This is a genomic window from Rhodobacter sp. TJ_12, from assembly GCF_020023995.1.
GTDB lineage: Bacteria > Pseudomonadota > Alphaproteobacteria > Rhodobacterales > Rhodobacteraceae > Rhodobacter.
In genome coordinates this window covers 1-16,260 of sequence record NZ_NRRD01000023.1, presented here as the reverse complement: position 1 = coordinate 16,260, position 16,260 = coordinate 1, and the positions used below count along the sequence as shown (strand labels likewise).

The 16,260-nt window shown below is 61.6% G+C and carries 19 protein-coding genes and 1 tRNA gene; 9 read left to right on the top strand and 11 right to left on the bottom strand.

Features of this window, described 5'->3' with window-relative positions; translation table 11 throughout:
- Nucleotides 1-80 precede the first annotated feature (80 nt).
- The 3 genes from CKO11_RS14555 to CKO11_RS14545 form a co-directional block, all read right to left on the bottom strand.
- The gene (locus tag CKO11_RS14555; RefSeq protein ID WP_223640297.1) at nt 81-839 is read right to left on the bottom strand and encodes a metallophosphoesterase; all 759 of its coding nucleotides are present in this window, start codon (nt 837-839) and stop codon (nt 81-83) included.
- Nucleotides 840-904: 65 nt separating this feature from the next.
- Nucleotides 905-2,500 (bottom strand): phosphoglycerate dehydrogenase, encoded by a 1,596-nt coding sequence (gene serA, locus CKO11_RS14550; protein ID WP_223640294.1) that lies wholly within the window; start codon nt 2,498-2,500, stop codon nt 905-907.
- Between the two features lie 82 nt (nt 2,501-2,582).
- Entirely contained in the window at nt 2,583-3,734 is a 1,152-nt protein-coding gene (locus CKO11_RS14545) for a phosphoserine transaminase (protein ID WP_411742019.1), read from the bottom strand.
- Between the two features lie 167 nt (nt 3,735-3,901).
- On the opposite strand from CKO11_RS14545, the gene serB reads away from it, so the two are divergent.
- Nucleotides 3,902-4,774 carry a phosphoserine phosphatase SerB gene (gene serB / locus CKO11_RS14540; protein WP_223640288.1) on the top strand — a complete coding sequence of 291 codons (873 nt, stop codon included), beginning with the start codon at nt 3,902-3,904 and terminating at the stop codon, nt 4,772-4,774.
- Here serB and nagA read toward each other — a convergent pair.
- Together nagA and CKO11_RS14530 are read right to left on the bottom strand one after the other, a co-directional pair.
- The gene (gene nagA, locus CKO11_RS14535; protein WP_223640285.1) at nt 4,750-5,901 is read right to left on the bottom strand and encodes an N-acetylglucosamine-6-phosphate deacetylase; all 1,152 of its coding nucleotides are present in this window, start codon (nt 5,899-5,901) and stop codon (nt 4,750-4,752) included. The two genes, serB and nagA, sit on opposite strands and share 25 nt — an antisense overlap.
- The gene (locus CKO11_RS14530) at nt 5,889-6,713 is read right to left on the bottom strand and encodes a BadF/BadG/BcrA/BcrD ATPase family protein (RefSeq protein WP_223640282.1); all 825 of its coding nucleotides are present in this window, start codon (nt 6,711-6,713) and stop codon (nt 5,889-5,891) included. The genes nagA and CKO11_RS14530 overlap by 13 nt, the downstream gene beginning before the upstream one ends.
- Nucleotides 6,714-6,860: 147 nt before the next feature.
- Here CKO11_RS14530 and CKO11_RS14525 point away from each other — a divergent pair, with 147 nt between their 5' ends.
- The 3 genes from CKO11_RS14525 to CKO11_RS14515 all read left to right on the top strand — a co-directional run bounded on the left by CKO11_RS14525 (nt 6,861) and on the right by CKO11_RS14515 (nt 8,777).
- The gene (locus CKO11_RS14525) at nt 6,861-7,484 is read left to right on the top strand and encodes a hypothetical protein (protein WP_223640279.1); all 624 of its coding nucleotides are present in this window, start codon (nt 6,861-6,863) and stop codon (nt 7,482-7,484) included.
- A gap of 162 nt (nt 7,485-7,646) precedes the next feature.
- A complete protein-coding gene (locus CKO11_RS14520) occupies nt 7,647-8,420 on the top strand; it encodes a DUF6478 family protein (RefSeq protein WP_223640276.1) in 774 nt (257 codons plus the stop codon).
- Between the two features lie 9 nt (nt 8,421-8,429).
- Nucleotides 8,430-8,777 (top strand): hypothetical protein, encoded by a 348-nt coding sequence (locus CKO11_RS14515; RefSeq protein WP_223640273.1) that lies wholly within the window; start codon nt 8,430-8,432, stop codon nt 8,775-8,777.
- Here CKO11_RS14515 and mtaB read toward each other — a convergent pair.
- A complete protein-coding gene (gene mtaB, locus CKO11_RS14510; RefSeq protein WP_223640270.1) occupies nt 8,774-10,033 on the bottom strand; it encodes a tRNA (N(6)-L-threonylcarbamoyladenosine(37)-C(2))-methylthiotransferase MtaB in 1,260 nt (419 codons plus the stop codon). The genes CKO11_RS14515 and mtaB overlap by 4 nt on opposite strands.
- Nucleotides 10,030-10,863, bottom strand: a complete 834-nt coding sequence (gene dapF / locus CKO11_RS14505; RefSeq protein WP_223640267.1) for a diaminopimelate epimerase — start codon at nt 10,861-10,863, stop codon at nt 10,030-10,032. Before dapF ends, mtaB begins: the two co-directional genes overlap by 4 nt.
- A gap of 106 nt (nt 10,864-10,969) precedes the next feature.
- On the opposite strand from dapF, the gene CKO11_RS14500 reads away from it, so the two are divergent.
- The 3 genes from CKO11_RS14500 (at nt 10,970) to msrA (ending at nt 12,085) form a co-directional block, all read left to right on the top strand.
- Nucleotides 10,970-11,045: transfer RNA gene (locus tag CKO11_RS14500), tRNA-Lys, on the top strand.
- A 95-nt stretch (nt 11,046-11,140) separates the two neighbouring features.
- A complete protein-coding gene (gene msrB, locus CKO11_RS14495) occupies nt 11,141-11,587 on the top strand; it encodes a peptide-methionine (R)-S-oxide reductase MsrB (RefSeq protein ID WP_223640264.1) in 447 nt (148 codons plus the stop codon).
- On the top strand, nt 11,588-12,085 hold the full coding sequence (gene msrA / locus CKO11_RS14490) for a peptide-methionine (S)-S-oxide reductase MsrA (protein WP_223640261.1): 498 nt from the start codon (nt 11,588-11,590) through the stop codon (nt 12,083-12,085).
- Here the strand turns inward: msrA and fliP are convergent.
- Genes fliP through fliF form a run of 4 tightly spaced genes read right to left on the bottom strand, consistent with a single transcriptional unit; the run spans nt 12,076 to nt 15,332 of the window.
- Nucleotides 12,076-12,813 (bottom strand): flagellar type III secretion system pore protein FliP, encoded by a 738-nt coding sequence (fliP, locus tag CKO11_RS14485; protein ID WP_223640258.1) that lies wholly within the window; start codon nt 12,811-12,813, stop codon nt 12,076-12,078. The genes msrA and fliP overlap by 10 nt on opposite strands.
- Before the next feature lie 2 nt (nt 12,814-12,815).
- Nucleotides 12,816-13,088 carry a FliM/FliN family flagellar motor switch protein gene (locus CKO11_RS14480; protein WP_076484429.1) on the bottom strand — a complete coding sequence of 91 codons (273 nt, stop codon included), beginning with the start codon at nt 13,086-13,088 and terminating at the stop codon, nt 12,816-12,818.
- On the bottom strand, nt 13,081-13,689 hold the full coding sequence (locus CKO11_RS14475) for a flagellar biosynthesis protein (protein WP_223640256.1): 609 nt from the start codon (nt 13,687-13,689) through the stop codon (nt 13,081-13,083). Before CKO11_RS14475 ends, CKO11_RS14480 begins: the two co-directional genes overlap by 8 nt.
- The gene (gene fliF / locus CKO11_RS14470; protein ID WP_223640254.1) at nt 13,686-15,332 is read right to left on the bottom strand and encodes a flagellar basal-body MS-ring/collar protein FliF; all 1,647 of its coding nucleotides are present in this window, start codon (nt 15,330-15,332) and stop codon (nt 13,686-13,688) included. The genes CKO11_RS14475 and fliF overlap by 4 nt, the downstream gene beginning before the upstream one ends.
- A gap of 124 nt (nt 15,333-15,456) precedes the next feature.
- On the opposite strand from fliF, the gene fliL reads away from it, so the two are divergent.
- Both fliL and CKO11_RS14460 read left to right on the top strand, forming a co-directional pair.
- The gene (gene fliL, locus CKO11_RS14465; protein WP_223640252.1) at nt 15,457-15,948 is read left to right on the top strand and encodes a flagellar basal body-associated protein FliL; all 492 of its coding nucleotides are present in this window, start codon (nt 15,457-15,459) and stop codon (nt 15,946-15,948) included.
- Between the two features lie 13 nt (nt 15,949-15,961).
- Nucleotides 15,962-16,260 (top strand): hypothetical protein (locus CKO11_RS14460; protein ID WP_223640250.1); only part of this gene is annotated, 299 nt, incomplete at its 3' end.

Below are 16,260 nucleotides of genomic sequence, written 5' to 3'. Positions count from 1 at the left end.
CGCCCGATCAGTTCTGCCTTTGCACCATGTTTCATTGCGACACCCTTTGATCCGCGATGCCCTAGCATCGGCGCAAAGGGTTAACGAACCATGGGTTCCAACAGCACGGGCTCAAGCGGCTTGCGCCCTTCGGGGGTTAGAAGCCACGCTTCGCGCCCCTCGATCACCGCCGTGGAAAGGGGACCACCGTAACCGGCCGAACTGTCCAGATTGAGGCGGTTGCCGTAATGGGTGGGCTCATCCAGCGCGGTATGGCCATGCACGATCAACGCACCATGGTCGCGCGTATCGGTCAAGAAATCGCCCCTGATCCAGCACAGATCATCCTCGACTTGCTGTTGCAAGGGCACGCCCGGACGAATGCCCGCATGCACGAAAATCGCGTCGCCGCGCGTGTAGCTGGTGGGCAAGTTCGCCGCCCAAATGCGTTCCTCGGCGGGAACGGCAGCCAAAGCCTCGGTATGGATCTGATCGACAGGGCGGTTGCCGGGCTCGCGGATGCCATAACTTTCGAGCGTTTGGGGCCCACCAAGGCGCGGATGCAACCAAGTGAATTCGGCGCGCAACCGCGGGTCGCGTGCCCATGGGTCGGCAAGGAACAGCGTAAACATCCGGTCGTGATTGCCCTTGATCACCACAAGCCGGTCATCTTGGCCTTGCGTCTTGCAAAGATGCGCGATCACCTGCGCCGATTTCGGGCCGCGGTCGCACAAATCGCCCAGCACCACCACAGGGCTGTCGGCGGCGCCATTTTCGGCGCGGTCTTTCTCGATCATCTCAAAAGCGCGCAGCATCAGGTCATATTGGCCGTGGATGTCGCCAATTGCGTAGGTCTGCATAGTCTCTCCAATGGAAAAGGCCCCCCGCGGTCGCGGAGGGCCTCGATTACCTTACGTTACCTAGCTCAACCGATGTTGAATTCCAACGGTTTCACCTGCTGGAACAGGCCGGTCGCTTCCAGATCGGCAACCGCTGCTTCGCCCAGCGTCTCATCCAGGTAAGCAATGGCAATGGCTTCGCCACCCGCCGCCGAGCGGCCAAGGGTAAAGTTGGCAACGTTCGCGCCATGCTTGCCCAGCATCGTGCCCAGCGTGCCGATGATGCCCGGCACGTCCTTGTTGGTGGTGTAAAGCATATGTCGGCCCACCTCGGCGTCGATGGTGATGCCCTTGATCTGGATGAAGCGCGGCTTGCCATCCGAGAAGCAGGTGCCCGCGATGGAGCGCTCGCGCTTTTCGGTGACCACGGTCACTTTGATATAGCCGTCGAACACGCCCGATTTGTCTTGCGTTGTGGTTGAGATTTTGATGCCGCGTTCTTTCGCGATCACCGGGGCCGAGACCATGTTCACATCGGGGTTCGCACGGCTCATGATGCCCGCGATCACCGCGCAATCAAGCGCCTTGAGGTTCATGCCCGAGGCGGACCCGTCATAGGTGATGTTGATCGCCTTGACCGGCTCATCGGTCATCTGACCGATGAAGGCGCCCAGATATTCGGCCAATTTGACCCACGGGCCCATGACCTTGGCTTCTTCGGCGGTCATCGACGGCATGTTGAGCGCGTTTTCAACAGCCCCATCCAGCAGGTAGTTCGACATCTGCTCGGCCACTTGCAGCGCGACGTTTTCTTGGGCTTCCGAGGTGGAGGCGCCAAGGTGCGGGGTGCACACGACGTTGGGCAGGTTGAAAAGCGGATTGTCGGTGGCCGGTTCGACCGAGAACACGTCAAAGGCAGCGCCCGCGACATGGCCCGATTTCAGCATTTCGGCCAGCGCCTCTTCATCGACCAGACCGCCACGGGCGCAGTTGATGATGCGCACACCCGGCTTGGTTTTGGCAAGGTTTTCGCGGCTCAGGATGTTGCGGGTGCTGTCGGTCAGCGGCACGTGCAACGTGATGAAATCGGCGCGCTTGAGAAGGTCTTCCAGTTCGACCTTTTCGACGCCCATCTTCTGCGCCTTTTCCTCGCCAAGGAAGGGGTCATAGGCGACGACTTTCATTTTCAGCCCCTTGGCGCGGTCGCACACGATCCCGCCAATGTTGCCCGCGCCGATCACACCGAGCGTCTTGCCGGTCAGTTCGACACCCATGAATTTCGACTTTTCCCATTTGCCCGCATGGGTCGATTCGGAGGCTTCGGGAATTTGGCGCGCGACGGCGAACATCATCGCAATCGCATGTTCGGCGGTGGTGATCATGTTGCCGAAGGGCGTGTTCATCACAATGATGCCCTTTTTCGACGCGGCTTCTTTATCGACGTTGTCGACACCGATCCCAGCGCGGCCGATCACCTTGAGGTTGGTGGCTTTTTCAAGCAGTGCAGCCGTCGCCTTGGTGGCCGAACGGATCGCCAGACCATCGTAATTGCCGATGATCTCGGCCAGTTTTTCTTTGTCTTTGCCAAGTTTCGGCTGGAAGTCGACCTCGATGCCGCGATCACGGAAGATTTGCACGGCAGCTTCAGAGAGGGCGTCGGAGATGAGAACCTTGGGGGCCATGTCTAGGGCTCCTGAATATTCGGAAAATTTAGGAAGGATGGGCGCCGTATGCGCCCATCGCGTTCACAGATCAGGCGTAAAATCAGGCTTGCGCCGCGATTTCCGCTTCAAAAGCGTAAGCAAGCCACGGCATCAGCGCTTCGACATCGGCGGTTTCCACCGTCGAGCCACACCAGATGCGCAAGCCTGCGGGGGCATCGCGATAGGCCCCCATGTCCAGCGCAACGCCTTCGTTTTCCAGCCGCTTGGCCACGGCTTTCGCAAAGGCGGCACCGTCTTTGATGCGGTCATCGGTGAACTTAACGCAAACGCTGGTGGTCGAAGCCGTCGCCGGGTCATTGGCAAGGTTCGCGATCCAGTCATTTGCGGCGCAGAAATCCCACACCACTTTGGCATTGGCAGCGGCACGGTCGACAAGGCCTTTCAGCCCGCCCACGGTTTGCGCCCATTTCAGCGACACAAGGTAATCTTCAACGCAAAGCATCGAGGGGGTATTGATCGTCTCCCCTTTGAAAATGCCTTCGATCAGCTTGCCGCCTTTGGTCATGCGGAAGATTTTCGGCAGCGGCCACGCGGGGGTGTAGCTTTCAAGCCGTTCCACAGCGCGCGGGGACAGGATCAGCACACCATGACCACCTTCACCGCCCAGGACTTTTTGCCACGAGAAGGTGGTGACATCGAGCTTATCCCACGGCAAATCCATCGCGAAAGCGGCCGAGGTGGCGTCACAGATGGTCAGGCCTTCGCGGTCCGCCGGGATAGCATCGCCATTAGGCACACGCACGCCCGAGGTGGTGCCGTTCCACGTGAACACAACGTCTGTATTAAAATCGACGGTGGCAAAATCGACGATATCGCCGTAGCCAGCTTCTTTCACTTCGGCATCGATTTTGAGCTGTTTCACCACATCGGTGACCCAGCCGGAGCCAAAGCTTTCCCAAGCGCACATGGTCGCTTTGCGGGCGCCCAGAAGCGACCAGAGCGCCATTTCAACAGCGCCGGTGTCCGAGGCGGGGACGATACCGATGCGGTAATCCGCCGGCACGCCCAGAATTTCACGGGTCAGGTCAATCGCCTCTTTCAGCTTGGCTTTACCAACCGCGGCGCGGTGCGACCGGCCCAACGGCGCATCAGCAAGCATGTCGAGGGAGTAACCAGGGATCTTCGTGCAGGGGCCCGAAGAAAAACGCGGATTCGCCGGCCGCGTCGCCGGAGCAGTCATAGAACTAGCCATATAAGCTATCCTTCCAGATAAGCGCCCCTCGTTGGGGAGGGGTGTCCCGCCGTTGCTGGTATAGGTTTCGCTGCACTGGCACAATACGCAAAATGACGCTAAAGCGTCGCATCTGACCCGAATTGCGACACAACTTTCCACTATCGGAAACAGCCCGGATATCGCCCATGTTCATTGCCACCCTGCTTTCTGACCCCAAAGCCGCCAATCTGAACGCCGTTACGGCCGATTCGCTGCGCAATGCATGGGGGGGCGGCGAGATGCGCTGGCTGGCCCCCGGTATCGCGGCCGAATTCGAACTGGAGTCGGTGCCCGACAATCGCTGGCAGGTCTGGCAAGACCTTCAAGGGCTGGGGATCGACCTTGTCGTGCAACCTGCCGCCGGGCGGCGCAAACAGATGCTGCTGGCCGATATGGACAGCACGATGATCCAGCAAGAATGCATTGATGAACTGGCCGATGTGGCGGGTGTCGGCGCGCAGGTAAGCGAAATCACCGCCCGCGCAATGAATGGCGAATTGGACTTCGAAGGCGCGCTGACCGAGCGGCTGGGGCTTTTGACCGGCCTGCCCGAAAGCGTGATCGCCCGGGTGATAGCCGAACGCATCACCTTCATGCCGGGCGCGCACGATCTTTTGCGCACGATGAAGGCAAATGGGGCCTATTGCGCGCTGGTCTCAGGCGGGTTCACAGCCTTTACGGCCCATGTCGCCGAAACTTTGGGCTTCGATGAGCATCGCGCCAATGTGCTGGGGGTGGAAAACGGCACGCTGACCGGCATCCCGGTCACACCGATTTTGGGGCGCGAGGCCAAGGTGCAGGCCTTCCATGACATCACCGCCCGGCTGGGTCTTGCGCCCGAACAGGTGATGGCGGTGGGCGATGGTGCGAACGATTTGGGTATGCTGACCCTCGCGGGGGCCGGTGTGGCGCTTCATGCCAAACCCTCGGTCGCAAGCCAATGCGATATTCGGATCAACCACGGCGATCTGTCGGCGCTGCTTTACATCCAAGGCTATGATGTTTCGGATTTCGCCTGACGCGCGACCCCACGCTGCCAGACGCGGGCAAGCCGCCAATCCTCGTTGAAATGCACCAGATCGGCGGGCAGACCGGGCGATAGCCGCCCGGCCTTGGCCCCGATCACCTGCGCGGGGCGCGCGGTCATCATCGCCAGGGCCTGCGCGGGCGACAGGCCAAGCCTGTCGATGCAAAACCGCAAGGCTTGCGGCAAGCTGAGATCGGCCCCCGCCAAGGTGCCGTTTTCGGTGCGCAGCGCGCCATCGGCCCGCAAGATGCGCTGCCCCGCCAGATCGAAAGCCGTCAGATCAGTGCCCGCCACCGCCATCGCATCGGTGACAAGGAACATCCGCTCCCCGGCCAATTGCAGGGCCAGCTTGGCGGTTTGCGGCGCCACATGAATACCATCGGCGATCAGCCCTGTTGCCAAAGGCAGACTGAGCGCCGCGCCAACCAAACCGGGCTCACGCGAGCCAAGCTGGCTCATCGCGTTGAACAGATGCGTCACACCTTGCGCGCCTGCCTGCTTTGCGGCTTCGGCCTCGGCAAAGCTGCAATCGGCATGGCCCAAAAACACCACCACACCCGCCTCGGTCAGACGGGCAATCTGGTCGGGCGTGACCGAGGCAGGGGCCACCGTCAGCATGAGCGCGGGCAAGCCCGCCCGCGCCTCGCACAAGGTTTCAAGATCGTCTTGATCCATTGGCCGGATATGTTCGGCCGGATGGCAACCGGGGCGTTTTAGGTCCAGATGCGGGCCTTCGAGATGCAGCCCCAAGAAGCCCGACACCCGGCCCACCGCCGCCACGCCCGCCGCCAACACCCGTCGCGTCTGCGCCGCCGAGGTGGTGATAAGCGTTGGCAGAACCCCTGTCGCGCCCAAGGCAGCATGGGCCGCGCAAATCGTGGCAATTTCTTCGAGCGGCTCCGCGCCTGCGCCTAGCATCACCCCGCCACCGCCGTTCACTTGCAAATCGATCAGCCCCGGGGCCAGAACCCCACCCTTCAGCACGATCTGTTGCCCCTCGGGCCGCTGTGCCTCGGGCACGATGGCTTCGATTTGGCCCGCGCGAGTGACAAGGGCCTGACCTTCATGGAACGCTGCGCCGTCAAAAAGCCGCGCGCCAGCAAAGATCACTCTGCCCATGTCGCCGCATCCATCGCCATCGCCAGCGCGCCGTCAACCGCCGTGCCCAAAGGCGCAGCGCGCGGCCAATCCGGTAGCGCCAGTGTCGCCCCCAAGCCCCCTTGCCACACCACGGGCAACGGCGGGTCCTTCTGCAAAAGGCCAATCGCGCGGCGCAATTCCGCCTGCGTCTCGGCCATGATCTCTTGCGTCAGCGGATCGTCCAGCGCGTCCGCCATAAAATGCACAAGCCGCGCGTGATCCCCGGGCGTTTTCGTCAAGGAAAAATCGACAAGCCCCGGCCCGCCGCCCAGCTTGGCCAAGACCGTTTCGGCCAAGGGGGTCCGTGGCACATAGCCATCCACCATCCGCGTGATCCGGTTCAGCATCAACCGCCCCATCCACGCGCCCGAAGCCTCGTCGCCCAAGCGAAAGCCCCAGCCGCCAATCGCCTTAACCTCTCCGTTCAATTGCCGCGCAAAAACGGAGCCGGTGCCAATTGCCGCAACAATCCCGTCACCTTTGCCCAACGCGCCCCGCAAGGAGGTGGCGATATCCTGCACAACCCGGGCCCGAAACGGCAAAGCGGTGGCCAGCCGATCGCCCGCGCCCGACAGGTTTGCGCCAGCGAGCCCCAAAACCGCGCGTAAATCTTCGGTCGGATGCGACCCAAGAACCTCGCGTACAATCGCTTCGAGATTGCCAAGCGATGCCGCAAAATCGGAGGCGATATTGGCGGGCCCACCTTCGGCCCGCGCCAGCACCTGACCCGCAGCATCGGCCAGAACCGCGCGGCAGCCGCTGCCGCCCCCATCCACACCAAGATAGATCATTTCGCCTCCGTTTGCCCTGCGCCGAACGATGCCGCGCCGGACGAGGGCGGGCAAGGCAAAACGCGGCGCGATCGCGCGCAGAAGCCGATCAAGGCTTGCGATCATAGGAACCGGATTGGTAGGACAATTCCGTGAACGGGGGACCATATGCGACGCGGAACAGCTCTGGCCTTGGCGATGACGCTTGCGGCAACGGTGCTGTCCGGCTGCATGGCCGACCTGCCGGTTGCGAAGTCGAAATCCCCGCAACATCGGGTCACTGTCTTGGGTGGGAAGCTGACGCTTGCCGCCCCCACGGGCTACTGCATCGATCCCAAATCGCAGCGCGACGCGCCCGAGGCCGCCTTTGTGCTTTGGGGCAATTGCGCCGCGATCGCGCGGGACCCGCAAGCGACGCAGCCGCGCCACCGCGCCTTGCTCAGCGCCGCCGTCGGACCGATGCCAAAAGTGCCGACACAAGTCGCGCTGGAAGGATATGAGCGGTTCTTCCGATCCGAAGCAGGGCGCGCGGGGATGGCGCGTTCGGGCCGCGCCGAAGATTTGAAGATTTTGCGCGTGCAACAGTCTGAGAAGCTTCTGTTTCTAAAGATTGCGGATCGTTCGGTCGACACATCCGGCCCGGTCGATGGCACCTATTGGCGCGCGATCACCGGTATCTCGGGCCATGTCGCGGCGCTTTCGGTGATGCCACTGCGCGGAAGTGGGCTTGACGATGCCACCCAGCGCAAGTTGCTACAATCTCTAGAGGCAAGCATCCGCGCCGCGAACTAGCCACACCATTTCCCCAAAGGCGATTGCCGTTAAAAGCACGAAAAGGGGATTTGAGACTTCATTTTCGCCCCCTGTCGTGCCAGAAAATCCCGCAGGCGCGATTGTTTTTGAAATGGTAACGCGGTTGGCGCAACCTGACGCCGTTGGGGAACCATGGTGAAAATGAGCGGCAAATCCAATTCCTTCTTTGATCGTCTGGTGCAGGGCCGAATGCTGTCGCGCTGGGCGCGTGCCGCGCGGCTGGCGCCCGCACTGGAACCGGGCGCCCTGCGGCAGTTGCGTTCTGATGCACGCGCGCTGCGCCGCGAAATCGACCGGGTGCTTTTTACCGCCGAGGGGCGGCTTTCGATGCCGCTGGGAAGCGGCGACGGGATTGAGCGGCCATTGGGATGTGACTGGGCCTGGCGCCCCGATCTGTGGCGCGGGCCTGTGTTTCCGCAAGGTGTGGCGGGGGCGCAATCGCGCACCATGATGGGGCGCGAGGTCACCCTGTTTCACGATTGCAAAGTAAGCGAATTGACCCTGCGCCAACTGCGCAATACCGGCGCGCTGGATCTGGCGCCTTTCGGGCTGCGCATGGATGTGTTCCGCTTTGACGGCTCGTTCCTGTCGCTGGTGCTGGATCTGCCCGAGGCGGGGGTGAGCGGGTTGCGGCGCAATCACCTGATCCGGCTGTCGCTGGGGGTAGAGCTGGAAAAACCGCTGGAGATCTTTTGCAGGCTCAATATCAAACACGGCCCGAACACCGACCAATTGGTGCGCGAACTACCGCTGAGCATGGGCACGGACTTTGTAGAATTCGACTTGGCCTATACGAAGATGAACGAAAAACGGGTCGAAAAGGCTTGGGTCGATATCATCTTTGAAGGGCCACAGATGAACCAGATCGTGCTGCGCGATCTAACATTCGCGCGCCATCCGCGCGCCGAGATTTGAGGGGGCGATATGCTCGAACTATCGCGGGTGCGCGCGGGGCATTGGGAAGGGATCTGGGCCGGGGCCGAGGCCCCCGATCTGCAAGTGGTGCATCTGGAAAAAGACCTCCCCGATCTGAGCGTCGCGCAGACCGAACCGGGCAAATGGGCGCTGCGCCTGCCGATCCCGGCAGAGCTTTTGTCTGACGGGGTGCAGACCTTTTTGATCCGCAAAGACGGTGAAACGCTGACGCATTTCACCCTCGTTACGGGCGAGCCACTGGAAGAAGACCTGCGCGCCGAAATCGACCTTTTGCGCGCCGAACTGGACATGCTGAAACGCGCGTTTCGGCGCCATTGCGTCGAGACCGGGGCTTAAGCGGTTAGACCTTCGCCATCATGGCCGGTGATGCGCAGCCGCATCAGCGTGCCTTCGGGCATATCGCGATCAAAGCGCACCTCGGTGAAATATTCGGTGCGCCCCAGCCGCGGTCCTTCGGTCAGCACCTGACGTTCGGCGCCCCGCTCCGCCTCAAGGTGGCGCAACAGCGCCGCCTGCCCTTTTTCCCGCAGCCGCGCCGCGCGGGCCTTGACGGTGGGGCCGGCGACCTTAGGCATGCGTGCCGCAGGCGTGCCCTTGCGCGTGGAATAGGGAAAGACATGCAGGAAGGTCAGCCCGCAATCATCGACCAGACGTAGCGAGTTTTCGAACATCTCTTCGGTTTCGGTCGGAAAGCCTGCGATGATATCCGCCCCGAAAACGATGCCCGGGCGCAGCTTGCGCGCCTCTTCGCAAAAGGCAATCGCATCGTCGCGCAGATGGCGGCGCTTCATCCGCTTAAGAATCAGATCATCGCCATGTTGCAAGCTAAGGTGCAGATGCGGCATCAGGCGCGGCTCGGTCGCGATGGCGAGCATCAGGTTTTCATCCGCCTCGATACTGTCGATCGAAGAGATCCGCAGCCGCGCCAGGTCGGGCACCAGCTTGAGGATACGCATCACCAGATCGCCCAGGCGCGGCGCGCCGGGTAGGTCCGCCCCCCATGAGGTCAGGTCCACGCCGGTCAGCACCACCTCGTGAAAGCCTTTGCCAACCAGACGTTTGATCTGTTCCACCACCACGCCCGCCGGGACCGAGCGCGAATTGCCCCGGCCATAGGGGATGATACAGAAGGTGCAGCGGTGGTCGCAGCCGTTTTGCACCTGCACATAGGCGCGGTGACGGCCAAAACCGTCGATCAAATGACCCGCTGTTTCCTTGACCGACAGAATGTCATCGACCATCACCCGCTCGGTTTCGCCAATGAACTCCGCGCCTTTAGGGGCAAGGGCGGCCCAAGTCTCGGCCTGCATCTTTTCATGGTTGCCGATGACCCGCGTGACCTCTGCCATGGCTGCAAAGGTTTCGGGCTCGGTCTGTGCGGCACAACCCGTCACGATGATCGGCGCTTGCGGATTTTCGCGCGCAAGCTTACGAATCTCTTGCTTGGCCTTGCGCACCGCTTCGGCCGTGACGGCGCAGGTATTGACCACCACGGCCCCTTCGAGCCCTGCGCCAGCGGCAAGTTCTTTCATTGCCTCCGTCTCATAGGCATTGAGACGGCAGCCCAGCGTGGCAAAGACCGGCGGTTTCATAGGGCCGCCAGAAATGCGGGGGACAAAAGCCCCTCGAACACCGTTGCGGTGGGGCCGGTCATCCAGACGCCATCGTCACGCCAATCGATTTCGAGCCGACCACCATCGACATCCACGATGACATGCCGCCCAGTAAGCCCCCTAAGATGCGCGGCCACGGCGGTGGCACAGGTGCCCGAGCCGCAAGCCAACGTGACCCCCGCGCCGCGTTCCCACACCCGCATGCGCAGATGATCCGGCGCCACAAGCGCGGCAAATTCGACATTGGTGCGTTCCGGGAACAGGGGATGGTGCTCGACCTTCTGGCCCAGCGCGACCACATCCACCGCCTCGGCGTCGGGCACGAAGAAAATGCAATGCGGATTGCCCATGCCCACGGCGACAGGGTCACCGGGCAAGGGCAGCGCCATCGGATCGGCAGTAACGGGAATCGCTGCCGCATCAAGAATCGGATCGCCCATATTCACCGAAACCAGCCCATCGGCCCGGCGACAGGCGGCAAGCTGGCCGCGCTCAGTGAAAAGCGTGACCGACTCTTTGCCCAGATCGTGCATCACAAGGTCCGACACACAGCGCGTAGCATTGCCGCAGGCCCCGGCCTTCGAACCGTCGGAATTCCAAAATTCCAGCGTGAAATCGGCCCCTTCGGCAGCCAAGATCACCGCAAGCTGGTCAAAGCCAACCCCCCGGTGCCGATCCCCAAGCGCCCGTGCCAGCGCAGGCGTGACAGGGTTTTCGCCGCTTCGGGCGTCAATAATCACGAAATCGTTGCCAAGACCGTGCATCTTGAGAAAGCGTAGACCGGCGGGGGAGAGGGGCGCATGTTCCATCCGCGCGCCATACACCCGCGCCCGGCTTTTTTCCAGTGTCGCAATTTTTTCGCGCTTTGACCCTTGACCCCCCCGGCACACCCCTTTAGAGACCCGCTCCAGTGATGGGCCGTTAGCTCAGTTGGTAGAGCAGCTGACTTTTAATCAGCGGGTCACAGGTTCGAATCCTGTACGGCTCACCATCACTTTCCCAACATCGAAAAAAGCACATCCCCTGCGGGGGCTGGACTTTTTCATGCGCCACCCCATCTGAACGGTTCCCGAGGATGGAGGCCCTATGTCGACCCGCTATCGCAAGACCGAAGAGGCGCTGGCGCGCCTGACCCCCGAACAGTTTCATGTCACGCAAGAAAGCGGGACCGAACGCCCCTTTACCGGGGAATATTGGGACGCGACCGCGCCGGGGCTTTATGTCGATATCGTTTCGGGCGAGCCGCTCTTTTCGTCGCGCGATAAATTCGAAAGCGGCTGCGGCTGGCCGTCGTTCACACAGCCCGTCGCGGCGGCGCATGTGACCGAGCATCGCGATTTCAGCCATGGCATGAACCGGGTCGAGGTCCGTTCTGCCCATGGCGACAGCCACCTTGGCCATGTGTTCCCCGATGGCCCGCGTGACCGAGGCGGCCTGCGCTATTGCATCAATTCTGCCAGCCTGCGCTTCATCCCGAAAGACCAGATGGAAGCCGAAGGCTATGGAGACTATCTGAAATTGCTGGAGGACTAAATGGAAACGGCGATTCTGGCGGGTGGCTGCTTTTGGGGTATGCAGGATTTGATCCGCAAACTGCCCGGCGTTGCGAAGACCCGCGTGGGCTATTCGGGCGGCGATGTGGCGAATGCCACCTATCGCAATCACGGCACCCATGCCGAAGCGATCGAGATCGTCTTTGACCCTGAGGTAATCAGCTATCGGCGGCTGTTGGAATTTTTCTTCCAAATCCACGACCCGAGCACGCCAAACCGGCAAGGCAATGATCGTGGCCCGTCCTACCGTTCAGCGATCTATTATTTGAACGCGGACCAACACCAGACCGCGCTCGATACGATTGCCGATGTCGATGCTTCGGGCCTGTGGCCCGGCAAGGTGGTGACCGAGGTGGCGCCAGCAGGCCCGTTTTGGGAAGCCGAGCCAGAGCATCAGGATTATCTGGAGCGGATCCCGCATGGCTATACCTGCCACCGGATCCGCCCCGAATGGGTTCTGCCAAAGCGTCAGGAATAAGACCGCACCAGCGCGCCCGACAAAAGCACCCAGCCATTCGCCACCACGAAGAAGGCAAGCTTGAAAGGCAGCGCCACAACGGCGGGCGGCACCATCATCATGCCCATCGACATCAGGATCGCCGAAACCACAAGGTCGATGATCAGGAAGGGCAAAAAGACCAGAAAGCCGATCTCAAAGGCGCGGGTGATCTCTGACAGCATGAAAGAGGGCACCAACATCGACAGCGGCGCAGAGCGAATCTCGCCTTCATAGGCGACACCATCGCGTAGCGCGGAAAGCTGATCGAAGGTGCCCGGGTCAATCCGCCCAGCCATGAAGATTCGGAACGGCTCTACCCCCCGCTCGAAAGCGGTCAGCATATCGATACTGCCCGCGATCAACGGCTCGATCCCGGCTTGGTAGCTGGCCATGAAGGTCGGCTCCATGATGTACCAGGTCAGAAACAGCGCAAGGCTGACGATCAGCATGTTGGGCGGCGATTGCTGCAACCCCATCGCCTGGCGCAAGATCGACAGAACCGTGACGATAAAGGGAAAGCAAGTGACCATGATCGCGATGCCGGGCGCGAGGCTCAGCAGCGTGATCCCGGCAATCAGCAGCAACGAAGAACTGGTCAGCGAACCGTCGCCCCCCAGATCCAGCGTGATTTCCTGCGCCGCCGCTGGCGCGGTTGAGAGCAGGAAAACACCGATGATTAACCTTAATAATCTGTAGGGACGGGCCATGATTACAGCCCGTTTTGCAGATCGACGACTTCGGTGAGCCGCACAGCCAATTGGCCGTTCGAATCGCCCTCCATCTCGGTCAACTCGCCGCGCGCGATCAACTTGTCGCCCACGTAAAGCTCCACCGGGTCTTCCACCCGGCGATCCAGCGGTAGGATCGAATCACGCTTCATACGCAGCAGATCGCGCACCAGCGGCCGCGCCTTGCCAACGGAAATGGTGATCTCGATCGGCACTTGCGAAAACGGATTCGCGGTTTGGGGCATGTCATCCATGAGCTGCCTCCTCCTGGTCTTGGTTGGCGCTGAAATAGGTATCGATCGCCTTACCGATTGCGCCGATCACCCCATCAAGGTCGATCCGCGTCTCGGTTTCGGCGAATTTGAGGTACACCTGCCCCTCGCCCAGCGAGGGTTCGGGCTGGAACACCAGCGGCAGGCTGGACCGGTTGGCCATCACATCTTCGATCATCGGCAAGCTGGCCGGGTGGGCCACCACCGCGATTGGCACCGAGGTGGCCTGCTCCGACAGCGGGTCGAGTTGTTCGACCACCATCTGCGCCAGCGTCTGGCGCGCCATCGCGGGCAACATCTTGGCGACGATATCGACCAAGAGAGGGCGCAGCGCGCCGAGAACCTGCTGGCGTGCCTCGTGATAGGTGAAGGACAATTCCTGCAGGTTCTGTGCAAGCTCCGAGCGCAGTTTCACGCCCTCGGCCTCTTGCGCGGCAATCGCATCGTCCCAACCGGCGGTATAGCCCTTTTCGAAGGCCGCGAGCCGTTCCTCTTCGAAGGCGCGCGGATCAATTTCGATCTGCGGCTCCGGCGGGGTCGGGTCGACCTCGAAGGATTCAAGCTGGATGCCGCGCCGCGTCATGCGCGTTCCTCCGTCTCGTTCATCCAGGCCCGCAGGATCTCAACCGATTCGGCCTGACGTTCCTCGATCAGTTTCTTCAGACGTGCGACCGGATCGGTATTGCTGTCATCTTCGCCAAAGCTGCCCATGCCCATCGTCATCGGCATGTCGCCCAGGTCGAAGTCGGACACCACGGCCATATCGCCCATCGGCATGTCATCCTCGGTAATCTCCCCCGTCAGCGCAGGCGTCCCGTCAGAGCTGGGCACACCTTCGGCCCCGATCAGACCCGACATTTCCTCGCGCTCCATGGCGGCAGCCGCTGCGGCGCGCTGCGCCAAGATCGGGCGCATCACAAAGAGCCCAAGCACCAGCGCCACAATGGCGGCCACGGCGATCTTGATCAGTTGCATCAGATCCAGCGAGGACGAAGCAAACATGCTCGCATTCGCGGTCGTGCCCATATCGGTCAGCGGCTCAAAGGCCATCGAGCGGATGGTGATCACATCGCCACGCGATTCGTCGAAGCCCACGGCCGAGGACACCAGTTCTTTAAGCGCCTCAAGCTCTTCGTCGCTGCGCGGCACGGTGGTCGCCACGCCATTGGCATCGGTGCCCTCGACCCCGTCCACCAGCACGGCCACGGTCAGCCGCTTGATGTCGCCCGGCGTACGCAGCACTTCTCGCGTGGTTTCAGAGACTTCGTAATTCGTGCGCTCACGCGATTCGGTGGACTGGCTTTGCGATTTGCCACCATTGCCCGCATCGCCATCGGGCAAGTTGGAGGCCACAGTTACCGCACCCGGCTTGGTATCGTCCGATTTGTCCGAACGGGCCTCAACATCGGTGGAAATCGGCACCCGGCTGCCCGGATCGATCAGCCGTTCGGTGATCGCTTCGCGCTCGGTCACGGTTTGGACCGACACTTCGACCACGGCATTGCCATAGCCCACGCGCGCCTCTAGCAGCCGCTCGACATTTTTGCGCAATTCCTCGGCGCGGTCGCCCGCTGCCTGCCCGGTGATTTCATCACCCGTTGCAATCAGCCCCGACACGCTGTCGATGATCGACACATCATCGGGCGACATCCCTTGAACTGCGGAAGAAACAAGGAACTTCAAAGCTTTGGCGTGGGTGGGCGAAAGCCCACCCGAGGCGGTTACCACAGTGACAGAGGCGCTGGCACGGGTTTCGCGGCGGAAAGATTGTGGCGCGGGGGCGGCAATATGCACCCGCGCTTGGCGGATCATCGGGTTGGAAACGATGGTGCGGGCCAGTTCGCCCTCTTTCGCGCGCCAATAGGCAGCGTCGAACATTTGCGAGGTGGTGCCGAAGCCCGAAAGCGAATCAAGCAATTCGTAACCTGCGCCCCCGGTGGCGGGCAGCCCCTCGCCCGCGAGCGACATGCGCAGTTCATCGCGTCGGGTCGATTCAACATAAATCGAATCGCCGCGCACTTCGTAATGAACCCCGCGCGCCTCCAGTGCTGTTACCACTTCGCCCGCACGCGGACCTTCCAGCCCCGCATAAAGCAAAGCCATGTCCGGCTTCGCCGCGAAACTGGAAAGCGCCATGATGGCGGCAAACATAAGAACCGTCGCACCAATCACGACCGCACGCTTGAGCGTGTCCAATCCCTGCCAAAGGGCCAAGAGCTGTTGCAAGACGCACCTCCATCGAGCGGGCTTTCTGCCCCGTCGTCGAGAGCATCTTTCTCCGATCGCCCTTAACAATCGGTTAGTGGGTGCCGGTCTATATGGAGGAAGAACGAAGAAATCGGGAACCGCCATGGCCGAGCCAGAAGCTGAAGGCGAAGAAGCGCCAAAGAAGAAATCGAAACTGCCGTTGATCATCGGGCTGGTGCTGATGCTCCTGCTTGGTGGGGGCGCTTTTTACGCGCTTTATTCCGGCATGATCTTGGCACCGCCCCCCGCCGAGGGGGCAGATGCCCATGAAGAAGTGCTTGAACCGGACCCGCTGCCGGAGATTGCCTTCATCCCCCTTGATCCGATGGTGATCTCGCTCCCCGAGGGCCAAGCCAAGCACCTGCGTTTCACCGCGCAACTAGAGGTGCCACTGGTCTACCAACAGGAAGTGGAGCTGGTGAAACCCCGTGTGCTTGATGTGCTGAACGGCTTTTTGCGCGCGGTCTCGGTCAAGGATCTGGAAAACCCTGCTGCAATGATGCGGCTACGCGCGCAAATGCTGCGCCGCGTGCAGGTGGTCGTCGGGCAAAACAAGGTCAATGACCTGCTCGTGATCGAATTCGTGATGAACTAGGAGAAGGCAGATGCTGCAGTATACCGCCGATATTCTGATGGGTCTGGGCGCGCTGGGTGCAACCGTCTACTGCATGGTTCTGGCCCGCCGCCTGAAACGCTTTAACCAGCTGGAAAACGGGATGGGCGGCGCGATTGCCGTGCTGTCGGCGCAAGTCGATGACATGACTAAGGCGCTGAACCGGGCGCAGGCGACCTCGGCCAGCTCGGCTGAGCAATTGCGCGTGGTCACCGAACGGGCCGAACAGGCGACGCAGCGGCTCGAACTGTTGCTGTCGTCGATGCATGACAGCCCGGCGCCCGCCCCCAAACC

Bases quoted from the DNA above. Each gene is read 5' to 3' on its own strand.
- CKO11_RS14555 (WP_223640297.1), bottom strand. From the start codon at position 839: ATGCAGACCTACGCAATTGGCGACATCCACGGCCAATATGACCTGATG.
- msrA (WP_223640261.1), top strand. From the start codon at position 11,588: ATGGAAACGGCGATTCTGGCGGGTGGCTGCTTTTGGGGTATGCAGGAT.
- fliP (WP_223640258.1), bottom strand. From the start codon at position 12,813: ATGGCCCGTCCCTACAGATTATTAAGGTTAATCATCGGTGTTTTCCTG.
- CKO11_RS14520 (WP_223640276.1), top strand. From the start codon at position 7,647: ATGAGCGGCAAATCCAATTCCTTCTTTGATCGTCTGGTGCAGGGCCGA.
- mtaB (WP_223640270.1), bottom strand. From the start codon at position 10,033: ATGAAACCGCCGGTCTTTGCCACGCTGGGCTGCCGTCTCAATGCCTAT.
- fliL (WP_223640252.1), top strand. From the start codon at position 15,457: ATGGCCGAGCCAGAAGCTGAAGGCGAAGAAGCGCCAAAGAAGAAATCG.
- msrB (WP_223640264.1), top strand. From the start codon at position 11,141: ATGTCGACCCGCTATCGCAAGACCGAAGAGGCGCTGGCGCGCCTGACC.
- CKO11_RS14545 (WP_411742019.1), bottom strand. From the start codon at position 3,734: ATGGCTAGTTCTATGACTGCTCCGGCGACGCGGCCGGCGAATCCGCGT.
- serA (WP_223640294.1), bottom strand. From the start codon at position 2,500: ATGGCCCCCAAGGTTCTCATCTCCGACGCCCTCTCTGAAGCTGCCGTG.
- dapF (WP_223640267.1), bottom strand. From the start codon at position 10,863: ATGGAACATGCGCCCCTCTCCCCCGCCGGTCTACGCTTTCTCAAGATG.
- CKO11_RS14515 (WP_223640273.1), top strand. From the start codon at position 8,430: ATGCTCGAACTATCGCGGGTGCGCGCGGGGCATTGGGAAGGGATCTGG.
- CKO11_RS14525 (WP_223640279.1), top strand. From the start codon at position 6,861: ATGCGACGCGGAACAGCTCTGGCCTTGGCGATGACGCTTGCGGCAACG.
- serB (WP_223640288.1), top strand. From the start codon at position 3,902: ATGTTCATTGCCACCCTGCTTTCTGACCCCAAAGCCGCCAATCTGAAC.
- CKO11_RS14475 (WP_223640256.1), bottom strand. From the start codon at position 13,689: ATGACGCGGCGCGGCATCCAGCTTGAATCCTTCGAGGTCGACCCGACC.
- CKO11_RS14530 (WP_223640282.1), bottom strand. From the start codon at position 6,713: ATGATCTATCTTGGTGTGGATGGGGGCGGCAGCGGCTGCCGCGCGGTT.
- nagA (WP_223640285.1), bottom strand. From the start codon at position 5,901: ATGGGCAGAGTGATCTTTGCTGGCGCGCGGCTTTTTGACGGCGCAGCG.
- CKO11_RS14480 (WP_076484429.1), bottom strand. From the start codon at position 13,088: ATGGATGACATGCCCCAAACCGCGAATCCGTTTTCGCAAGTGCCGATC.